The 3,425-nt window shown below is 63.0% G+C and carries 3 protein-coding genes and 1 pseudogene; 1 reads left to right on the forward strand and 3 read right to left on the reverse strand.

Going from position 1 to position 3,425, the window contains the following annotated elements; genetic code table 11:
- Nucleotides 1–197: pseudogene (locus EOA24_RS31405) on the reverse strand (leucyl aminopeptidase family protein); the annotation flags it as partial.
- A 123-nt stretch (nucleotides 198–320) separates the two neighbouring features.
- Between EOA24_RS31405 and EOA24_RS31410 the strand changes: the two are divergent.
- Nucleotides 321–1,148, forward strand: coding sequence for a tetratricopeptide repeat protein (locus EOA24_RS31410; protein WP_126079373.1), 828 nt, complete (start codon nucleotides 321–323; stop codon nucleotides 1,146–1,148).
- 254 nt (nucleotides 1,149–1,402) lie between these two features.
- Here EOA24_RS31410 and EOA24_RS31415 read toward each other — a convergent pair whose 3' ends face one another.
- Together EOA24_RS31415 and EOA24_RS31420 are read right to left on the reverse strand one after the other, a co-directional pair.
- Complete coding sequence (locus EOA24_RS31415) at nucleotides 1,403–2,419, reverse strand: type II secretion system F family protein (RefSeq protein WP_126079374.1); 1,017 nt, start codon at nucleotides 2,417–2,419, stop codon at nucleotides 1,403–1,405.
- A gap of 13 nt (nucleotides 2,420–2,432) precedes the next feature.
- Nucleotides 2,433–3,425, reverse strand: a 993-nt coding sequence (locus EOA24_RS31420) for a type II secretion system F family protein (protein WP_133374703.1), incomplete at its 5' end; no start/stop codon positions are given.

Raw genomic sequence — 3,425 nt, forward strand, 5'->3', positions numbered from 1 at the left:
ATGCCGAACAGCGCGCCGGCGAGACCGCCGCCCTCGCCCGGCAGGACGAGCGTGCGCCCTGCCTCGCCGGAAAAACCGTTGGCTCTTGCCCAGGCGATGGCGGGCGGCGGCAATGCCGCGGCTTCAAGGGCGTCCTTTGCCACCAGATAGACAGGCAAGGCGGCTTGCGGCTTTTGTTCGACGAGTTCGACAGGCATGCGATGATCTCCGGCCGAACAGGATGAGTCGGCTTCTTAACGGTCCATTAGGGTTAACAGAATATTTCTGCGGGAGGGAAGACGGCCAGCCTATGGCCGCACAGGAATGGAGACCGGGCGCCGATGCCGATCAAAGCGTTGAACCATAGAGCCAAGCGTCTGATCAGCACAGCCTTCATGGCGGCACTGGCAGCCAGCGTGGCAGGTTGCGGCAGCACCAGCCAGATGACCACCGGCTCCATCTCGCGCTCCGATAGAAGGCCGCTGGAAACGATGTCGGCCGGCGAACTGCACACCGCCACGTCGAGGCTTGGCGAATCCTACGCCCGCAATCCCAATGACAAGCGCATGGCGATGAATTTCGCGGCGGCGCTGCAGATGGACGGCGATGCCGATCAGTCGCTCGCCGTGATGCGCAAGCTGGCGATCGCCTATCCCAAGGATCGCGAGGTGCTTGCAGCCTATGGCAAGGCTCTCGCCGCCAACGGCCAGTTCGAGCCGGCGCTGGACGCCGTGCGCCGCGCGCAGACGCCCGAATATCCGGACTGGAAGCTGGTGTCGGCGGAAGCCGCGATCCTCGACCAGATGGGCCAGAAGGACGAAGCGCGTCAGGACTACCGCAAGGCGCTGGAACTCAAACCGAACGAGCCTTCGGTGCTGTCCAATCTCGGCATGTCCTATGTGCTCGAAGGCGACCTGCGAACGGCCGAGACCTATATGCGCTCGGCCGCGCAGCAGCCTAGCGCCGACAGCCGGGTGCGGCAGAACCTTGCACTCGTAGTGGGCCTGCAGGGCCGCTTCGACGAGGCCGAGAAGATCGCCTCGCAGGAATTGTCGCCCGAACAGGCGCAGGCCAACGTCGCCTATCTGCGCCAGATGCTTGCCCAGCAGAATGCCTGGAGCCAGCTGAAGGATCGGGACAAGAACAAGGCGAAAGTCGCCACGAACTGACGGACGCCGCCAAGCGCCGCCCGCTCCGACAATCCAAAAGCCGCGCGGCTTTTTTTGATTGACACGAACGGCTCTTTCTCTTTGCTTTTTACGCAATTCCGGACGGAAACCCGCTCGACACTTTTCCTGGAATTGCCTTCTCTTTTTCTACGCAATTCCGGGCGGAAAACCGCGCGACACTTTTCCTGGAATGCTTTCTCTTTTTCTACGCAATTCCGGGCGGAAACCCGCGCGACACTTTTCCTGGAATTGCTTTACTTGCTCGAGGAGCTGTGCTGGTCGCCGAAGATGCCGCGCTGGCTGACCTGGATGCCGGCCGGGCCAAGAATGATGGCGAACAGAACCGGCAGGAAGAACAGGATCATCGGCACGGTGAGCTTCGGCGGCAGCGCGGCGGCTTTCTTCTCGGCCGCGTTCATGCGCATGTCGCGGCTTTCCGAGGCGAGCACGCGCAGCGCATGCGCCACCGGCGTGCCGTAGCGTTCGGCCTGGACCAGGGCCTGCGACACCGACTTGACCGATTCCAGGCCGGTGCGGCTTGCCAGGTTCTCATAAGCGATCTTGCGATCCTGCAGATAGGACAATTCGGCATTGGTGAGCACGAATTCCTCGGCAAGCGGGACCGACTGCGCGCCGATTTCGTCGGCGACCCTGCGCAGGGCCGCTTCCACCGACATGCCGGATTCCACGCAGATCAGCATCAGGTCGAGCGCGTCCGGCCACGCCAGTTGGATCGATTGCTTGCGCTTGGTCGCGCGGTTGTTGACATAGAGGATGGGCGCGTAGAAGCCGCCATAGGCGACGACGACACAGACGAACAGCTTGATGAAAGCCGGCTGCTGCGGCAGGCCGCCGAGCACGAACAGGTAGACTGCCGCCAGCGCAAAGCCCACGAATGGCAGGACGAGGCGGAAGAAGAGGAAGCGCGTCAGCGGGTTCTGGCCGCGGAAGCCCGCGACCTTGAGCTTCTGGATCGTGTTTTCATCGGCAAGCGCGCGCTTCAGATCCAGGCGGTCGACGATGTTGCGCATGCCGATGGACTGTTCCTCGCGCAGGCCCTTGCGCCGGCGGTCAGCCTCGCTGGCCAGCCGCGCGCGCTGCTCGGCGCGCAATTTGTCTCGTTCGAGCGCCACGGACTTCATGCGCGATTTGAGCGACGTGCCACCGAACGCCGGCATGAGGGTGAACACGGTCGCGAACACGGCGATGCCGACCAGCATCGCGATCAGAAAGGAAGGATCGGTGAGTGTTTTGACGACCTGTTCTGTCACCGGATCCGCGCCCCTACACTTCGAAATTCATCATCTTGCGCATCACCAGGATGCCGATCGACATCCAGACGCCCGCACAGCCGAGGATCAGGTTGCCGACATTGGTGGTGAACAGCGGCATGATATAATTCGGGCTCGACAGATAGACGAGAAAGGCGACGACAAAAGGCAGGGCGCCGATGATGACGGCGGATGCCTTGGCTTCCATCGACAGCGCCTGGACCTTGGCCTTCATCTTCTTGCGGTCGCGCAGGACGCGCGAAAGGTTGCCTAGCGCCTCGGACAGGTTGCCGCCGGCCTGCGACTGGATCTGGATGACGATCCCGAAGAAGCCGGCCTCGCTGCACGGCATGGTCTCGGACATGCGCATGGCGGCGTCGGGGACCGACATGCCCATCTGCTGGGAATCGACGATGCGGCGGAACTCCGACCGGACCGGTTCGGGCGATTCATTGGCGATCAGGCGGATCGCGTCGTTGAGCGGCAGACCGGACTTGACCGCGCGCACGATGATGTCGAGCGCGTTCGGAAACTCTTCCAGGAAGGCCTTGACGCGACGTGTGCGGCGAAACGAAACGAACCAGCGCGGCAGACCGAGCCCGCCCACCAGCAGGGCGCCGGGCAGGGCCCACAGAGGCGCGCCGACGAAAAAGAGAAGGGCCGTCAGGATGATGCTGCAGACGACGGAGTATATGTAGAAGCGCTCGATCGGCACCTGCATGCCGGCCTGGCGGATCTGAACCTTCAGCGGCGGTTTCTTGAGGTTGCGATCGTTGGTCTTCTGTTTCTCGTCGAGCTGCTTGAGCGAGTCCTGGAGACTTTTGCGGCGCTTGACCGCCTCCGCGGCGCGATCGCGCGGGGCCTTCACCACCGACCTGTCGGTTTCGGCTGTCTTGATGGGTTGAAGCCGCTTGCCCGCCTGCTTCTCGTTGTCGATGCGCGTGAACAGGAAAGCATAAGCCACCGCGCCGGCGCTGAAGCCGGCGAGCACGATGAACGCCAGGAC

The sequence above is a fragment of the Mesorhizobium sp. M2A.F.Ca.ET.039.01.1.1 genome, assembly GCF_003998035.1.
In the GTDB taxonomy this organism is placed as follows: domain Bacteria; phylum Pseudomonadota; class Alphaproteobacteria; order Rhizobiales; family Rhizobiaceae; genus Mesorhizobium.

What these genes read in the sequence shown, in the direction of transcription:
- EOA24_RS31410 (WP_126079373.1), top strand. Translation starts at nt 321, where the DNA reads ATGCCGATCAAAGCGTTGAACCATAGAGCCAAGCGTCTGATCAGCACA.